Source organism: Pedobacter kyungheensis (assembly GCF_000812965.1).
Lineage (GTDB): Bacteria > Bacteroidota > Bacteroidia > Sphingobacteriales > Sphingobacteriaceae > Pedobacter > Pedobacter kyungheensis.
On sequence record NZ_JSYN01000003.1, the window covers coordinates 126,380 to 142,320 of the forward strand.

The following is a 15,941-nucleotide window of genomic DNA, read 5'->3' on the forward strand; positions in this document are numbered from 1 at the left end:
CTTATCTACCCATCTCCAACTGGTTTTCTTCCCGCATGTCGAGCTGTTTATCAGCTCCCAGCCCAAACGAAGGCTGCGCTTTTACCGGCACCAACATATCCTTGAGCTGCTCAAAAGCAATTTCTTTTTTCCCTGAATCAAAGAATTCCAGCCTGTTTTCAAAGGGATCAGCCCGGATATAAAATTTATCCTTTCCGGGAACATTAATCTTCATCCTATTGCCCTGTTCCAGCCCGCGCAACACGACTTCGGTACTAATCGCGTAACATTCCAGTGCGATGGCATGGTCGAGCAGTTGTTTTTTAAGGTCATATTCCTGCCCGGTACCCGAAAAATACAATAACGGTGACGAAGAAAAATCCTTAGCGGTATCATTTACCTTTACCCAGCATTTTCCCAAATTACCATCCAGGCCCTGGTATTCCTTAAGTACCGATCCACCCCGAAGCAGGTTTATCGCCTCAACGAGATCAATCCCCGCTTCCCTTGAAAAGAAACAGCTGCGTTCCGATCCATCTTTCCCCAGCATCCGTCCATTAAACCCACTAAAGCGGTATACACCAATATCTTCTCTTTCAAAAGAAAGCTGGAGCGATAATTTTTCCCCTGTGTTCAAACCACGAACCACATCCAATACAATACGCTGTCTTTCATAGTCAAGCCGCTCCTCTAACCTCAAGTCCACGTTACGTAAACCCAATGATGAAAGCTGCTCTTTCAGCGAGCTGATATTTTCTTCCCGAAGCCTGGAGAATCGCGACAGATGCACGCTCTTATCAATCACAACCGCTTTAAGCCCCACAAAAAACCGTAATAGGAGATTGGGATAAAGCTCTTTGCGGAGCTTAGCAGTAACCGAACGCAGCACCTGGATATATAGCCGTTCCATTTCTGATGGCCTAACCGATACCCTGAAAAGCCCCGCAGATAAAAACCTGCATTTCAGCTTTTTCATTTTCCGCTCGTCCACGCCAGTGCCCATGAGTCCCAAAAGCGATTTCTGCCTTTCTTCCCAGGCCAGGTATAACTGCTCGGCCCTATTGATCCCCGGATCCAAAACCTAACGCAGTTTTAATTTATTGTCTCGCAATAGCACCGCCTGACCGCCTTTCAGCTTGACCTTGACCTTGCGTAATTTTTTGGTTAGCATAGATTTCGCTGCATCGATCCCGGCACCCGCGACCTGCGTAACCAGCGACTGATCAAAAGTATTCAGCGCTACCTCCCCGACTGCATTCCCTGCCCCGTCGTTCATCGTTTCAGTCAGCACCGCTTCCGGTGCATCCAGACCAAGCATCCCATCATAACTGTACAGGGATAGGTCTGATGGTATAATCGCATTGCCTAAACGGATCTGTTTGATATCCAATAGCAGCCTTTGATTAGTGATTTTGCAGGCCCCGAACAGTTCATGCCCTTTTGGGATCAGTACACCGTTCACACGCAAAGTATCCAGCAATAAAAGTTTGATCGTTGCGCCCTGCACCACTTTTTTATCCGAAGCGATTACTGCCGGGATGGCCTTAAACAGACTATCGGTATTCACTTTTTTTTCGACCGCCATTTTCTGCTTTACCCGCTCAGGATGCTGGATATCGATGATGTTCTCCATCATCGCATTCAGTTGTTTCATTTCCGGATCATCTCCCGCATTTTTATTTTCCTGCATCATTTTCATCAGCGCCTCGAGCCTATCCACATCGTTTTTCATGTTGCCCGAACCGGTAACACTAGAAAGACCATAACCCGCACGGACACCTCCCGCTCCACTAACCTCAACAGAATTCCCCGCAGGCCGGTCGATCTCACGCTTTAAGGCTTCAAGTTTCAGCGATATTTCACCGGTCTGCTCCTCCTGTGCATTTTTAAAGCCTAAGTTCTGCGCCATACGGGAAAGCGATGCTGATCCCCTGCTGGCAGAATCACGCGCCGCCTGCTCGTAAAAAGCCATTTTATCTGCCGGTTGCTGCTTTTTGATCGTGGCATCAGGCAATGAAAAATCCACCTTTCCCTTATCGTTAACCGCGTTTTCTGGCACATCTTTCCCACCGCCCAGCATAAAAAAGCCCGTAGTCAGTACAGCTGCCGCGAGCAATGGCAAAAAGATCAGCAACACTTTCTTTTTGTCTATTTTTTTCCTGTTTTCCATTTCAATTGTTTTATAGGTTAATAATTTATTGCAGAAAATTGAGCACTGCGGATAAGATCAGGTACAGGCAGTAAGCGCCGCCTAGCATCAGAAAGCAGGCAAAAAACAGCTTCATTCGAAGCTTTGAAATGCCTTTCGTTTTAGCATTTAAATAACCTGCCACCAAATTCTGGCCTATAAGTATCTTATTTGCCAGGCGATATGACAGTTCATTTTTATTCATTGGCCGGGCATTTTGCCCGCCTACAGGAAAAGTGCCTTCATGTATACCGCTCAAAGCTTTCGCTGCCCCATCTGTCCCGCGCTTAAAAGCAATATTCCAGATTTTCATGGCTGCTCCTGTTTTAACTGTTCAGCCCGGTTTTCCAGCAGTTCAAACTTTCGGATCAGAAATCCATGGGGATTGTTATCGGTCTGGTTTTTTAAATCATCCACCACGCCCTGGCTGATGAGTTTCCTGTAAACCGTGGATGAAGACCTTACCAGCTTCTGCGTAGCAAAGCACCTGAAGGGATATGGAAATCGGTCGACATCGAGCTGTATACTGTCCACCGTGATTTCCTGTGAGATATTGGCCGCAATTAGATTATTGTAATAACCGTTTTCCTGAAAGTTGTCATACTGTTTCTTGGCCGATTCGTCGGCCAGATACAAAGCCCTGGTTACGCTTGCCTTGATCGCCTTATCATCAGGAACCAGCGCAAAGAAATACTGGTGGAAGGTGCGGATATGGTCACGCAGTTCCACGGGTAGGTTGCTCTTGCGGTCAGATGCCAGTGCAGTTAACAGCTTACCATTATATAGTATATATATGCGCTGATCCTTTAGGGTGTAAAAGCAGTAATACTCGTAGATCGCAAAACAGCTGATCACCATACAGGCCACGATCAGGAATAAACTGAACAGGCGGATATGTTTGAAAGCGGTATCGATATTTTTGAATTGGCTGAACATAAAAATTGAATATTTGATGAATAATTACCCCTCATTTTTAGGCAGGGGCAAGCCCTGCGCCTACGTACGTACCTATTTACCTTCTATACGCTTTTGTTGGTGCGGGTTATCCGGAAAATAATCCCCTTGCGCACCTGACGAAAAACTCTGCTTTAAATTGCGGTAACCATCACCCAATGCATCCGCTGCCATGCCCCCGCCGGATCTGGCGGCCTGGCTTCCCGAACGCGTGGCCGAGGATACAATTGAATTCACTTTCTGCAGGATCGTATTTCCGCCTCCTGCATGCACCACGTAATTGGCCACATTGGGCACGCAGAAATAACCCACGATCCCAATAATTAAAAATATCAGGTAAGCAGTATCCAAACTTGAAAAGAAGGTATCCCCCTGCTGCTCGATCTGCGAAAGATCCAGTTTTAACATGTTTTCCTGTACTTTTCCAAGGATACTTGAAAAGATATTGCAGATGGGCAGCCACAGGAATATGTTCACATACCTCGCGATCCATACCGTCAGCGTATTCTGGAAACCATCAAAGACCGCAAAGCCAAATACCAAAGGCCCCAGAATGGCCATTACGATCAAAAAAAACGTCCGTACGGTATTGATGCACAGCGCTGCCGCGGCGTACAGGATCTCCAGTACCTCACTCAGCCACTGCTTGATCGAATTCCTGAAATTGTACGAAGCTTTAGCAATATTGAACTCCAGTCCATGGCCCAATCCATCCAGGAAAGTTTCTTCCTCCCTGTTCGGATCATTAGGATAAGCATATTTGTACCACTTATCAGAATCCCCTGATCCGCTCTCGCCGACATACATCTGCCAATAGCGGCTTTTTTTGATCGCAGCTTCCTTCATTTTAAGCAATCTTTCGATCGCTTTATTGCTTCCCGCCACCATGGCATTGGTCGCCAATACCGTTGGCTGCAGTACCCCATTGATCATACCCAGCACCGCCGGAAAAAGCATCACCGCCATTCCCAAAGCAAATGGTCGAAGTAGCGGATAAAAGTCGATGGATTCTGCCGATGCCAGCTGCCTCCACACCCGCGAGCCGATATAGAACAGTGCCCCAAAACCTGCTAGGCCCCTTCCCACGCCCATCATGCCGGAGCATAGCGGAAGCATTTCATCATATACTTTGTCCAGCACGGGTTGCAGACCGGAAATACTCTGCGCCGCAGTTTGCGCAGAGGCGCAAAACGGCAGTAACAAAAAGGCCAGGATAGCGCACAGGAATCGGTTAAGTTTTATTTTCATGGTACCAAAAATTTATCTTTTTTACTTTTTGAGCTGGGCATATAGCCGGGGCGTTCTCCAATGCGTAGAAAACCAGATGCATTATTCCCCGTTAACACGATCATTTTTCATTCCTGAACACCTCGCTAAGCCCCTTGACATCAGCCCTCTCTTTACTCCTTTGTAGATTAAGCATGGTCGCCTGATCATTAAAGGCCCGTAGAAACATCAGCTTTTCTTGCGTATCGGCAAAAATCCTGTCGATGGCGGCCAACCTTTCCTGGTCACTCATTCGAAGGTTTGAAGAAGTAATCACCGTCAGCAGTTCATCCAGGTTATCCATGCTCAAATCAAAAAGCTGTTTATACACCCCAGCGAGATAAGCAATATCATCCTCCGAAAAATTGCCCGAAGCCTGAAAGCGCTTGAATGCCCGCTTGTACTCTGAAACAATCTTCGCCTGGTCACTAATAATATCCGCTACCTTATGGTATTTTTTAATTTCCGGACTGACCAGCATCATGCCATCCAGAAAAACCTCATGCAGCGAAAAATTACCTTGAGCAATATCCTTTACCGCCTTATAACCACTGGATATCAGCAGATACCCTTTTTTCATATCGGACAGGATATTTTTGAGCTGGCTGAGTTTTTCGACATTCAACAGCAGTTGCTGCGCTTCAGTTGACTGCGCTAGACTTTGCTTAGCAGATAAACTAACCGTACTGAAAAGCGCCGCTAAAAGCAAAGCTTTTGGAAAAGGTAATAGTGACCTTATCCACACGCTGGCAGATAGCGATGAACACTGCGTTAAACCCTTTAAATAGCATCCGGCAATAAACCTATTCAAAACCATAAGCCCTCCTTAAATCCAGAATATCAAACCTATCCCTTTCTCTGCTTCTGATCAATCGCTCTACCTTAGCCATAAAATCCGTGGTAAAAGCTGCCCTGTCCTGCATAGCTTCATACAACTCATCAATGCGCCTGATCCGCTCAGCCTCCTCCATCTCCAGCCTGCCCGAAGTCACTACCAAAAGCAACGATTCCAGATCCCTTGAACAGTCCGCCAGTACGGCCGCTTTCACTTCCAGGATATAAAGCTGATCGCCCGGCGAGAGCATGGCATTGCCCTTAAATTCTGAAAACCATTTCGCGATACCGATCTGGTAGGAAAGGATTTCCGCCACCTTTACATTTTTTCTGACCGCAGGGCTAACTGCTTTTAACGAAGAAATAAAAGCGCCATGCAGGCTGAATTCGCCACTGGTAATATCTCTTACGGTCTGCAGTCCCCCATCCACCAATTGATACCCTTTTTTGGCATAAGATAAATACAGCTGTAAAGCCGCAATCTGTTCCAGCAGGTATTTTTTCTGCGTTTTCTTCTGGTTAAAAAACTCTCCAAAGGTCTGCGCCTGAACGGCACCACCAAAGCAGAACACAAAGCAAAACATAAACACCAAAGCCCCAATGACCAAAGCTTTTACCCTGAAAGCTAAAGCCTGTACCACCCCTAAAACTAACGCTGGACTCTTTCCAACCCCAGCCAATAACCTATTTTTCGATACCATAAATTTCTTTTAGTTTGGCGCTTTCCTCCATCGAAGAAGCGCGTTGTATACTCAATACCGCATTCCCACGGTTAAAACTTTTCAGATCTGTGTAATTCACGTCCATCTTTTCCGATGCCTTGGATATGATTTCCAGTCGCTCGGCATCGCTCATCTGCGTTTTGAAGGAATTCACGACCAATAATAACTGGTCAATGTTTTTGATGCTTTCATCCAGAATCCCTGAATACACCTTTTGCATATAATCCAGTTCGGAAGGCTCAAAGTGTTTGTCCTGCCGGAACAGGTTCCAGGCCCATTTGTATTCATCCACGATCGCCACCTGCTTTGCCGTCAGGTCCTTTACTTTTTTATAATAGGCAATGGCCGATTTAATTTTCCAGAGCTCCTCGTAATACTCGCGGTAGAGTTCCTTCTGCCGCTGCGTCCAGTCCGCGATCTCGGTCAGCTTTAGTTTGGAAAGCTGGTTTTCCAGCACCTTCTGCGCATTCTGCAGCCAGATCGTTTCATTCTGCAGTCGCTGGATTTTCAGGTCCACCGCCTTGATCACCTTTTTTACCCCTGCCTTGATCACTTCCAGCACCGCGATCTGTGCATCAGCCCCCTTGGGCAGCCCCACGATCAGCGTCACCGTACTCAGCGGCAGGATTACCATATATTGTTTCATCTTATCCCTGATTTTAGTCCATACTTTTCCCATCCGGTCCGTAAACCGGTTCAATAGATTTTCCATAAGTGAATTGATTTTAGCTTTTTGTTATTGTGCTACAGGTGTTTTGCACTTTTGCCCGGATTTAAAAAGCTGTTATACTATATATATGTACCTTGACAAATATGCCTGGCGCCTGTTAATTGCCACCGGCAATCTTCCTATACTCACGCGTTCCCAGTAGCAGCACACCTGAATCGGGATAAAAGCTGATGATCTTGGAATTTTTCGGGACCTGGATCGATCCACTTTCCCCATCCCAGATCCCCAGCCACTTCTCGGCGGCATGTTCCAGGCGCCCCGGTTTTCCATCTCCGATCCGCCTAAAGCCTGTCTTCCTGATAATCGGATAGCTATCCTTGATTTCATTAAACTCCCCGATGATCAGCGTGTCCGAAGATTCACTGTATTCCCCCCTGGCATAATCGATGTAGGTGCCCGGGATAAAAGATTGCAGGTCTTTGGATCCTTTACACGACCATAAAGCGGCCAGACAAAGTGATAAAAAAAGCATTTTAGTTTTCATGGTATTTGGTTTTGGTTAGATTGATTGATGTATTGTTAGATTGAGTTATTGTTATATTGTTGAATTGTTGGATTGTTGGATTGACTTATGGTTATATTGTTGGATGGTTAAGGCAAATACAGGATAAAGAGCCTCCAGCCTATCTCTATCCCGGCTTCGCCCTTGCCCTCATCTCTGCTGCCAGTACCGAAATCCCCTTCTGGATGCTGCCGTAACGCGCGGCATATTCCTGCACGAGTATCTTTTCCCGTTCTTCGGTAGTATAGGCGAGGTATTCTTCAACGCTTACCTCCGTCCGGTACACCTTGCTCATCTGTCCGCCCAGCGAGATGAAAATCTCCTTGTATTTCAGTTTGGGATCATTTGCCTTGTTCATCGATAGTACGAGCGCTTTTTCTTTATCGGTCAGCCCCAAAAGTTCCTGGATCTGGTCAAATTTGTTCTGGTATTTACTCTGGTCCAGCAATATCTTACAGTCCGCATTATTGATAATCGCCTGCTTAACAATGGGTGAAGAAATCACATCCTCAATTTCCTGCGTTACCACGATCGGCTCGCCAAAGAACTTGCGCATCGTTTTAAACAGGTAGCGGATATATTCCGCCATGCCTTCCTTTGCTATCGCTTTCCAGCATTCTTCGATCAGTACCACTTTTCTGATCCCTTTCAGTTTTCTCATTTTCGAAATCACCATTTCCATGATGATCAGCGTGACCACAGGAAAAAGTATCGGGTGGTCTTTCACATTATCCAGCTCAAAAACAATAAATCTTTCGGATAACATGTCCAGGTTTTCCGAGGCATTAAGCAGGTAATCAAACTCCCCTCCACGGTAATAAGGGTTCAGGACATACAGGAAATTACCCACATCAAAGTCCTTTTCCTTTACCTTTCCATCTGCAAGCACCTGCATATATTCCGACATTAAAAACTCATAAAAGGAATTAAAGCAGGGAAAAATATCAGCCCTTGCCTCTAAATGCTCATAATAAAGTTTAAGTGCATTGGATATCGCTACGTATTCCGACCTGCGGTAATGCTCATCGTCTTTCTTCCATAAAGCCAGAAGCAAAGTCTTGATGCTCTCCTTCTTCTCGGTATCCATCTGGTCCCCATCCGAAAGATAAAAGGGATTGAATCTGATTGGATCCTCTTCGCTATAGGTAAAATAATATCCCCCGACCAGCTCGCACAATCCCTTATAACTGTGCCCGATATCCACCAGTATACAGTGCGCCCCTTGTTCATAATAACTTCTCATCATGTGGTTTACCGCAAAGGATTTCCCTGATCCCGATGGCCCGATCAAAAGTTTCGCCCTATTGGTGATCAGTCCCCGCTCCCAGGGCTCATCACTGATATCCACGTGCACCGGTTTGCCCGTCAACCTGTCCCCCATCCTAATCCCGAATGGGCTTAATGAACTCTGGTAAGCGGTTTCCAGGTTAAAAAAGCAAGCCGCCTGCTCTAAAAAAGTATCAAAGCAATCGTTCATCGGAAAGTCCGCTGCATTTCCCGGCACCCCTGCCCAGAATACCTGCGCCTGCCCGTCAGTCTCCCTTTTTGCTGAAGCATCCAGCCCGGCCATTGCTGATCCCACCAGGTTCTTCAGATCCAGCGACTTCGCGCGGTCCGAAGACCAGGCCAGCACATTAAAGTGCGCTTTTACAGGTAGCCGCTGCGAGGCTACCGCTTCATTCAAAAAATCATTTACCGCATCCCTTGACAGTGCATTTTCACGCGAATAAGCCGACAGCGACTGCAAACGCAGTTTCTTGGCCTCCAGTTTTTTAAGCACCTTATCCCTATCCCCTATAAAAATATACTGGTTTAAGATATGGTTGCAGGATAACAGCGATCCCAGCGGGCTTGCAAAACCGATAGAAAACTTACTCCGATCCGAACTGTATTTATCATAATTGATCCGGGGGCCGCACATTGCCGGCAGGTCCTCCACATCCGAAAGCGTATAAAGCTCGCATCGTTTATCCCCAACCCTGATTTCATCCCGCAGGTGGATATCTGAAATCAGCGGCATTTCCTCCTTCCCCAATAAAAAGCAGTAACGTTCGATCAGTCCCGGCTTATTTGCTGTTCCCGCCAATTCATCGTCCAAAAGCCTGACCAATGACACAAAACCGCTGTCCGATAAAATCCTAACGAACTGCCCCACGTAATCCAGAAAGGAAGAAAACAACCCCTCATCCACCGTCTGTTCCGGGACAATCCGCCTGCGCAGGATATTGCTGTAAGCAGAGTTGGAGAGTTTCCTCCCCGCAGGCTTTGCGGTCAGCATCACATAACACTCATGCTCCAGGAATTCCCGCTCATTGAAAAAACGCTCCGATGCCCCCGATAAAAAACTATGTTCAACCGAAAAATCAGCCTTAAACCTGCTTTCCAGAAACCAATCCTGTTTATGCAACACTGTTCCGATAGGCAATACCCTGATCGCCTTTACCCAGGCCTGGTGGTAGCTTTCATAATCCCTTTCCGATAACGTAAAGATTTCGGGCAACCCCAGCTTAAACACCACTGTCAGGTCCCCCTGCATCGACTGGATACAGTCATGCTCCACTTTATATATCGGAAATATGTCCTTAGCCTCTATCATAACCTCACATTTTTTAACCGTGTAAATAAGCGGCGGGAACGGAATACCAGGTACTTTGGCAGACCACGTTTGGCCAGAAACTTTAACAGCCCATGCTCCCCGAATTTTGCGCTCATGTGAAAAACCACAACAAAAAGGCCACCTCCCAAAACACCTACCATTACCATCAAAAACACCAGTGGCACACCTGAAACATAGCCAATAGCAAACCCGATCAGCATCAGCACCAGCCCCAAAGCGAGATAAGCGATGTACTGCGCTTTTAGCCCCTTGAAGACAATCGGCCTGCCAACGCCCTTATTGATATGATATATAGTGGCCATTACTAGATCCCGAAAAATGATTTTAAAACAGTGGCCACAATCACCAGGAAAACACAAGACCCAAACCAGGCAGAGGCCACCTTTGAAGTATCCGGTTCACCCGCGTTCCACTTATTAAAGACCTTCACGGCGCCTATGATACCCATAACTGCACCGATGGCATACATCAGGTCACAGCCCGTATCGAAATATCCCACCACCTTATCGGTAGCTTCCTGAATCCCCGCATTCCCATCCTGCGAAAACACAGGTAGCGCAGCGATAAACTGGAACCAACAAAAGATATAAACCACTAATAAAAATTTGGCACAAAGCACGCTTCGAGGGCTGTTGAATTGATTTTTCATAAAAAACAGATAATGGATAAATAGATTGAAGTAAGGTAGAATAATAACTTGCTCAGATCACCCAAAGGCTAATACCACAGGTTCTCCAGTTCTTCCGGCGAAAGGTGGAAAGCAGCATGATCAGAGATATATTCATTGATCCGCCTGATCCTGGGATGCGAGGCCATGCCCGGATACTGCTCCTTCACCACCTTCATCAGCTCAAAAAAATCACGCTTATTGCTATCTTCCTTCGCCAGAACCAAAAACACATTTTTGATCTCCTCCAGCAGGTCCGGCACCAGCCCCTGCTGTCCCTCGATATCCCTTTCATCCAGATCCACAAAACCGATATCCTCCATGCCCACGCTGCTCATCCCCTCAGGTAGTCTCGCTTTGCCCATCAGGTCATCAGCTACTGCGCTACCCGAAGCGGTAACACTACCACTTCCCTTTCCAGGGACAGATGAATCTAACACCCCCTTAAAACTTGCCACCCCCAAAGGCCCCATTTTTTTTCTGAGATTAAAAAATATTAGGACACCACCATACCAGAGCAGTCCAAGTACCAGCAGTACCGCTAAAAACTGAAGTGTAGAAAAACCATGCAACATAACCTTCACTTTTCCCCGGCACCCCATTGTACCGGGATTTGATAAAGCAAAGTTGCGCATGCATCAAATCTTCCTATCCAATATTGGATAGATTGGATTTTAAACCTGCTTAAACAAGTCCTTTAAGCGGGCTGGCAACTGGTGATACGGCCTCCTCAGAATTATATAGCTTTGTGTAATCTTTACTGGGTTTATAAGAATGCTTTGTACATCTTATTTTTTCAATTTTTAAATGAGATATTTGCAGCCCGATCATTCGAATTATGGCCTCAAAATATTCCCGGATAAAACGTGCACTTGCCTACCTAAAAGATTTTCTAACCAGCAATCTGGACGAGTACCATGATGCTGCTTCCAATTTAACCCCGAGCGAAAGCGGGATAGCTTTTCTCTTTGACGGCGACGTATATGCTTTAATGGCAAACCTGGAAGAAACATTGTATAATGATATTTATCCAAAATTATTAGATGATAACCAAGCTCCCGATGTAGAAATCCTGGAGATTATTACCACACTGATCAAACAACTGGAAGATTCCAAACAGCTATTTAGGTCTATTGAGGAAGAGGAAGGTGGCATATTGAATGTCTCTGTTGCTTTAGCGCAAAAGCTGGCCATCCGTGCCTTGCATCAGTTGCAGGAAACATTGGAGCTGGCCGAAGAAGATAAAAAATTGGGGATCACCGCACACCGTTCAACAAATAATTCGCAATATCAGATCGCAATTGTTACCGCTACCCTGGAAGAATTTGATGCTGTAAAAGAACTTATGACAGATTGTGAAAAACTTCATGGTGGCGACAATGATGCTAGTGTTTACTATGCCGGTTTCTTTAAAGACGATCACAAGTCCCTATCTGTTATTCTTGCCAGAGGATTTCATCAGGGCATAGCCGGCGCTTCAACTATTGCATGCAAACTGACCTGGAAGTACCAACCAAAATACATCTTTATGCTTGGACATGCTGCTGGCAGCCGAAAAAGTATGTATAAGCCTAATCTCGGGGACATTATGATCGCATCGAGTTCAGTTGATTACCACCAGGTAGTATACAAAATGCAAAAGGGTGCAGATGGCGAGCTTGAGCAGGTTGAATCTGATCGAAAGATGGAAATCCCAGCAGATCCAACACTTGTACGAAGCATTGAAGCCTTTGCTCAAAAGGATATATTAACAGACATTCAGGCTGGCTATCCCCACGCCAACTTGTTTGAGCCATTAAGGGCCATCCCAGGAAAAATAATCACAGGTGGTGCACTGATGCGCTCCGATGAGCTTTTTGAAAAGCTTACCAACGAGAATGCGGGAACAATTGGCCTGGACATGGAAACCTATGGGGTTTATTATGCAGCTGAACATACAATGTTCGAAGAAAAACCCCTTTTCATTTCACTTAAATCGGTATCTGATTTTGGAGGTAAAGGCACTGAAATCACCAAAGCACAGAAAGCAGTAAAAACAAAATATGCAACCTATACCAGCGCGCAATTTTTCTACCGGTATAGTTTAGCCTGTTTACCATTAACGACATAGCAAAACAAAGCCTAAATATTGATGCTAGGTCAGCCATCTTTCGAAAAAGATGGTAAAAGGAAATTTTACAATAATGCATGTAGATAATTTGCAGTATCGGTAAGGCCATTCCTGCGCAGGCTTTCCAGCACCTGGTATTCATCCATTGCAGGATTCTTCCTGTTTAGTACCATTTCCCGGAATGCCTTTATCGCCTGCCCCTGGTTCAGATCGATAATGTCGGTAAGAAAATCATCGGCACTTTTGGCCTTCAGGCCGAAAGTGTCCAGATATTCTTCTGGAAAATCCTTCAGGTTATTGGTAACGATCACATTGGCGTTGGTTTTGATTGCTGCTGCTACCACATGACGGTCATCCTCATCGGGCAGTTCGAGCTGCAAAATCAGCCCCTCATAATTGCCCACCATGGCATCCGGAAAAGCCTGGTTTGCCTTTTGAACCCGTTTTTCAGCCTCCTTTTCTTCCACGCCATGCCTAAGCATCACCTCTTTCCACTCACCGAAAATATTGGCACTCCACTTTGGGGTATAAAGGTCATAATATGCAAACCAGAAAAGCAGGTCGCGTATAATTACCGGATAGATGACATTGGTATCCAGTACAGCCTTAAACCGGACACTATGAATCATACAATCCAAGCTCTTCATCGAAACCCATAATCTCGATAATATTCTTTTTCTGCTGGTCCTTCATCTTCTGTCTGTAGGACACAACATCTTCAAACTTTATTCTCCGATGCTTGCCAACCTTCACAAAATCGATGGCTCCCTCTTCCAATAACTTCACCAGATATGGCCTTGAACAGCCGAGTATTTCGGCTGCCTTTTGCGTAGTTACCTCAGTTGCCAAGGGAACGATAGAAACAGGTTTACCCTCTCCCATAGCCTTTAGGATATCCCCAAGAAATGCAAGGGCCCTAAAGGGAATCTTGATCCGCTCACCGGTTTCCTCTATCTCAATTTCCGTCTGCTCACTATGGATGCCGGAAAGAATTGAAGAAAAAGCAGGTAAGGACGCTATAGCCATCATCTGTTCCGATTTGGAAGGACGACGCATCTGATCAATCGTATTCATATCTATCATAACAACAAAATTAAACGAAATAAACGAAATAAACGAAACAAACAAAATAAAAGAAACAAACAACAGGAGTAAAAGAACTAACAGAACAACTAACAGAAACAACACAAACAGCAGAAACAACAGAAGAACAAACAGAAAAAAGAAAAAATAGAAATTGCCACATAAACAAAAATCGGAAATCCTACAATTGGAATAAACAAATTATGTTTAACCTGGTTTACTTCACTATCAAATAATTTCAAAGAACAATATGCCTTTATACATCAAGCATCAACTTTTCAGGCAAAATCAAAATAATTCTGCGCCAAGCAGGAACCACCTCAGAACGCAGTGGTCCCTCCGTTAGCCACTCCTTAAAACCCGTTCCTCCGCCTTGCCCTTTCATGATCATAGGCATCATCATCATCCATTTTCTTCAGCAGCGCTGCACGCATCATATCCAGAAAAGCCGTGCGGCTCATTGTCTTCCTTGCCTTCAGGTCATCAAAGCCCCGTTTGGGCACCCTGAGATTTACTCCGAAAAACTTCCCGACTACCTGGAACAGCTCCACAATACCGATTTCTCCATTGTTCACCTGCCCTGTCAAAAATATACCGTGCACCAGTTCGATCAGGTGGATATCTCCCCCGGTCCACTTAAACTCACGGTGCAGATTGCCCCCAGCATCAACGACTGTAGCAGAAATTCCCGCAGGTCCGGACAGCTCGTGCAACATAGCCAAGATCCCATTCCTTAAACGTTCATATGCCATAAACCAGCTTACCAGTTCCCCCATCGGCGGAGCCAGGATAGGCTCATAACTCAATACAAATGGCTGTAGAATATTCTTCATATCTCCCTTCGAATAAAACACCCTATCCAGCAACCCCCCATCCAATCTGAAATAATCGTAATGCATGCTGTTCTGTTCAAAAAAAGCAGCGATCGACCGGAGTTTGGACAGATAATATTTCTTTTTCACTTTTAATCCCGATTCAGGAATGCCAGTCATAAAATAATGAAGTTCAGTGTGGTATATTATCAAAGACTTGAACATTGGATATGCGCCCTTATAATAATCAATTTCAATTAAAGGGTCTTCTGCAATCTTAGGCACATAGAAATCAGATAAGGTCTTTAAGGCTTCCGTGATCACCGAAGTCCGTGCCTTCAGCAACGCCACACTAATTTGATCCCCATCTGATAACGAATCCAACCGGGTATTCAGCTCTCCAAGCAGATTTTCACTAAAACTGTTTTTCATATTATAGATATTAGATAATATCCTACCCCGCCCGTTAACCGGCAACAACTCCCACAGGTAGGAAAAATGTTCAAATCCTCGATCAATAAATTTTGCGTCAGCAAAGACTTCCGTTTCCAGTTAAAAAAAGAACAGCACTTATACCAAATCGATAAAAAAGACGTTTAAAATCAGTATCCGTTCCGCAAGGACAATATTACCCCGTTTAAAAATAACAATGGTTGATCTGTGACACAATCGATCACCATGCCACACATCAACGATCCCGAAGCCGACCTACTGGAAATACTTGGCTTCATCATCCCGCTTCCCACCCCTATGCAGAACCGGGTAAAAGAAGAAAGCCTTATCGAAACCTTTGAACGCAAAAAAATCCTCCTTTCCCCCGGAGAAATCGCACGCCGCATATACTTCATCCGCAGCGGATTCATGCGTGCCTATTTCATCGACGAAGATGGAAAAGAATGCACTACCTGGTTCCGCGGGAAAGGCGATCTGATGATCTCAGTAACCAGCTTTTTCACCCAACAGCCCGCCCAGGAGTACATCGAAGTCCTCCAGGACAGCAAAGTCCAGTCCCTTACCTGGCTCGAACTCAACGCCTACTATGCAGACTTCAAAGAAGCTAACCTGATCGGCCGGATTCTCATCCAGAAGTACTACATCCTCAGCGCAGAAAGTGCCATCCTGCTCCGCACCCAAAGACCCGAACACCGCTACGATATGTTGCTGCAAAACCACCCCGAAATAGAACAGCAGACCACCCAGCAGAATATAGCCTCCTATCTCGGGATCAGTCGCGAAACACTTAGCCGAATCCGTCGTAAAAAAGCAAAAATGTGTCACCAGACACAAAATCGTTAGAAATCCGTCACTTGTTTTTCTTAGAAAAACGTACAGATAGAAAAAATAAGAAAGGTAATTATCTGTACCTACACTGGAACTTACAGTGATTAAACTTTGGAGGTTATAACAATGGAGCTCAAAGCGGTCCGATACTTTTCATTTTTATAAGTTGGTATTTGGGGATAAATCGCATTGGCTA

Annotated in this window: 18 protein-coding genes; 2 read left to right on the forward strand and 16 right to left on the reverse strand. The window is 45.4% G+C overall.

Annotated features, from left to right (window positions below; genetic code table 11):
- Position 1: 1 nt before the first annotated feature.
- The 13 genes from OC25_RS03690 to OC25_RS03750 form a co-directional block, all read right to left on the reverse strand.
- The gene (locus OC25_RS03690) at positions 2–1,057 is read right to left on the reverse strand and encodes a hypothetical protein (protein ID WP_039471890.1); all 1,056 of its coding nucleotides are present in this window, start codon (positions 1,055–1,057) and stop codon (positions 2–4) included.
- 3 nt (positions 1,058–1,060) lie between these two features.
- Complete coding sequence (gene traM, locus OC25_RS03695; RefSeq protein WP_039471892.1) at positions 1,061–2,149, reverse strand: conjugative transposon protein TraM; 1,089 nt, start codon at positions 2,147–2,149, stop codon at positions 1,061–1,063.
- Between the two features lie 25 nt (positions 2,150–2,174).
- A complete protein-coding gene (locus tag OC25_RS03700; protein WP_039471895.1) occupies positions 2,175–2,480 on the reverse strand; it encodes a hypothetical protein in 306 nt (101 codons plus the stop codon).
- Positions 2,477–3,103: a conjugative transposon protein TraK gene (gene traK, locus OC25_RS03705; protein ID WP_039471897.1), complete on the reverse strand. Its 627-nt coding sequence runs from the start codon at positions 3,101–3,103 to the stop codon at positions 2,477–2,479. The genes OC25_RS03700 and traK overlap by 4 nt, the downstream gene beginning before the upstream one ends.
- Before the next feature lie 72 nt (positions 3,104–3,175).
- Positions 3,176–4,369: a conjugative transposon protein TraJ gene (gene traJ / locus OC25_RS03710; protein WP_052265936.1), complete on the reverse strand. Its 1,194-nt coding sequence runs from the start codon at positions 4,367–4,369 to the stop codon at positions 3,176–3,178.
- Positions 4,370–4,469: 100 nt separating this feature from the next.
- Positions 4,470–5,204: a TerB family tellurite resistance protein gene (locus OC25_RS03715; protein WP_244154580.1), complete on the reverse strand. Its 735-nt coding sequence runs from the start codon at positions 5,202–5,204 to the stop codon at positions 4,470–4,472.
- Positions 5,191–5,922, reverse strand: coding sequence for a hypothetical protein (locus OC25_RS03720; RefSeq protein ID WP_052265937.1), 732 nt, complete (start codon positions 5,920–5,922; stop codon positions 5,191–5,193). Before OC25_RS03720 ends, OC25_RS03715 begins: the two co-directional genes overlap by 14 nt.
- On the reverse strand, positions 5,906–6,655 hold the full coding sequence (locus tag OC25_RS03725) for a conjugal transfer protein TraI (protein ID WP_483414138.1): 750 nt from the start codon (positions 6,653–6,655) through the stop codon (positions 5,906–5,908). Before OC25_RS03725 ends, OC25_RS03720 begins: the two co-directional genes overlap by 17 nt.
- Before the next feature lie 115 nt (positions 6,656–6,770).
- Complete coding sequence (locus OC25_RS03730) at positions 6,771–7,157, reverse strand: hypothetical protein (RefSeq protein WP_039471900.1); 387 nt, start codon at positions 7,155–7,157, stop codon at positions 6,771–6,773.
- Between the two features lie 145 nt (positions 7,158–7,302).
- The gene (locus OC25_RS03735) at positions 7,303–9,771 is read right to left on the reverse strand and encodes a TraG family conjugative transposon ATPase (protein ID WP_039471902.1); all 2,469 of its coding nucleotides are present in this window, start codon (positions 9,769–9,771) and stop codon (positions 7,303–7,305) included.
- Positions 9,768–10,094, reverse strand: coding sequence for a DUF4133 domain-containing protein (locus OC25_RS03740; protein WP_039471904.1), 327 nt, complete (start codon positions 10,092–10,094; stop codon positions 9,768–9,770). Before OC25_RS03740 ends, OC25_RS03735 begins: the two co-directional genes overlap by 4 nt.
- 2 nt (positions 10,095–10,096) lie before the next feature.
- Positions 10,097–10,441, reverse strand: coding sequence for a DUF4134 domain-containing protein (locus OC25_RS03745; protein WP_039471906.1), 345 nt, complete (start codon positions 10,439–10,441; stop codon positions 10,097–10,099).
- A 68-nt stretch (positions 10,442–10,509) separates the two neighbouring features.
- Positions 10,510–11,094, reverse strand: coding sequence for a hypothetical protein (locus tag OC25_RS03750; protein WP_039471908.1), 585 nt, complete (start codon positions 11,092–11,094; stop codon positions 10,510–10,512).
- Positions 11,095–11,297: 203 nt separating this feature from the next.
- On the opposite strand from OC25_RS03750, the gene OC25_RS03755 reads away from it, so the two are divergent.
- Positions 11,298–12,569, forward strand: a complete 1,272-nt coding sequence (locus OC25_RS03755; RefSeq protein ID WP_039471911.1) for a 5'-methylthioadenosine/S-adenosylhomocysteine nucleosidase family protein — start codon at positions 11,298–11,300, stop codon at positions 12,567–12,569.
- 65 nt (positions 12,570–12,634) lie between these two features.
- On the opposite strand, the gene OC25_RS03760 is transcribed toward OC25_RS03755, so the two are convergent.
- The 3 genes from OC25_RS03760 to OC25_RS03770 form a co-directional block, all read right to left on the reverse strand.
- Positions 12,635–13,198 (reverse strand): PIN domain-containing protein, encoded by a 564-nt coding sequence (locus OC25_RS03760; RefSeq protein ID WP_039471913.1) that lies wholly within the window; start codon positions 13,196–13,198, stop codon positions 12,635–12,637.
- Entirely contained in the window at positions 13,188–13,652 is a 465-nt protein-coding gene (locus tag OC25_RS03765) for a helix-turn-helix domain-containing protein (RefSeq protein ID WP_244154581.1), read from the reverse strand. Before OC25_RS03765 ends, OC25_RS03760 begins: the two co-directional genes overlap by 11 nt.
- A 353-nt stretch (positions 13,653–14,005) precedes the next feature.
- Positions 14,006–14,896, reverse strand: coding sequence for an RteC domain-containing protein (locus tag OC25_RS03770; RefSeq protein WP_039471915.1), 891 nt, complete (start codon positions 14,894–14,896; stop codon positions 14,006–14,008).
- 246 nt (positions 14,897–15,142) lie between these two features.
- Between OC25_RS03770 and OC25_RS03775 the strand changes: the two genes are divergently transcribed.
- Positions 15,143–15,760, forward strand: coding sequence for a Crp/Fnr family transcriptional regulator (locus tag OC25_RS03775; RefSeq protein WP_039471917.1), 618 nt, complete (start codon positions 15,143–15,145; stop codon positions 15,758–15,760).
- Positions 15,761–15,941: the final 181 nt, after the last annotated feature.